At 51.5% G+C, this 1,115-nt stretch carries 2 protein-coding genes and 1 pseudogene; 2 read left to right on the top strand and 1 reads right to left on the bottom strand.

Annotated features, from left to right (window positions below; all coding sequences use genetic code 11):
- A partial coding sequence (locus tag BTM36_RS26385; RefSeq protein WP_254427106.1) for a rod-binding protein occupies window positions 1-318 on the bottom strand: 318 nt, incomplete at its 3' end.
- Between the two features lie 95 nt (window positions 319-413).
- Here BTM36_RS26385 and BTM36_RS26390 point away from each other — a divergent pair.
- Window positions 414-737 (top strand): hypothetical protein, encoded by a 324-nt coding sequence (locus tag BTM36_RS26390; RefSeq protein WP_077238558.1) that lies wholly within the window; start codon window positions 414-416, stop codon window positions 735-737.
- 52 nt (window positions 738-789) lie between these two features.
- A pseudogene (locus tag BTM36_RS26395) lies at window positions 790-1,115 on the top strand (23S rRNA (adenine(2503)-C(2))-methyltransferase RlmN); the annotation flags it as partial.

Genomic DNA, 1,115 nt, shown 5'->3' on the forward strand with positions numbered 1-1,115 from the left:
ACCGCTCAGCGGCTCGTCACTATTTTCCGGCGCTTTCGGCAGTGCCTTACACACCATTTGCGTAATAGCCTGGCTTTGATAAGTGTTGATGGTTTCGGGATCGAATTTCATCGGCACCTGCTGCATCTGGTCACCCGCAGCAACCGGCGCCTGCCCGCCGGACATCTGTTGTACCATCATATCGGCCAGTCCCAGCCCCTTGCCTGCCGTCATCTGCTGGGCAATTTGCTGGTCATATAAGCTGGTGTACATCCGCGTGGAATCGCTGCTGAAAATACCGTCTTTTGGCAGGGCTTCGCGCATGCTTTTCAGCATCATTTGCACGAACATCCCCTCTACCTGGCGATGCTGCTGGTTTTCGCGTCGAGGCCCCTTGGCCGGTTGATTCGCCAAAGAGCACAGGAGCGGCGGAAATGAGCACGTCAACCATCGAGGCGCTGGCCAGCGCCTGGGCAAGGATTGCCGAGGAAGCGGAATTCCCCGCTGACTACGAGGGGACTGCCACACCACAAGCGCATCGGGCTAGCGAAGCTATTCAGGAGCAGATTCGGGAGCGCATCGTCGCCACCAACGACATGCGGCTGTTCAGCCTGCTGCACCTGCTGGGTCAGGCGTCGCTGCGCATGGAGCAAGCGCTGTGGCCGGAGGATTACGAGCGGATGACGCGCGAGGTTGAGGAAGCCCTGCGGCAAGCCACCGACGCCAACGCCAGATTGTACACCCACGAAGAGCGTTAGACATAGCGTAGTTATGGGAATAGCGGAGCCTTTTGATAACCTCCACAACCTAATGACTTTCTTATATGTAGTGCACGATGATCGTGGGTTATATCTTGGTGCCAGACATATTCCGATATCTACAAGTGGTCTAGCTCATAAGATTTATGAATTTGCTGATACAGATAGTCAAGTGAATCTTGCTGTTTCCCTACATGCACCTAATAACGAATTACGTACTAGTATTATGAAGATTAATAAGGCATTTCCAGTAGAAAAGTTAATGCCAGCAATTAAGTATTATCTAGAGAAGAAAAATCGTCGAATTACGTATGAATATATTATGCTTAAAGACGTCAATGACCATAAGGAAGAAGCGATACAGCTTGCTAAGTTACT

Origin of the sequence: Herbaspirillum sp. VT-16-41, assembly GCF_001994935.1 — a bacterium.
In the GTDB taxonomy this organism is placed as follows: domain Bacteria; phylum Pseudomonadota; class Gammaproteobacteria; order Burkholderiales; family Burkholderiaceae_D; genus Herbaspirillum; species Herbaspirillum frisingense.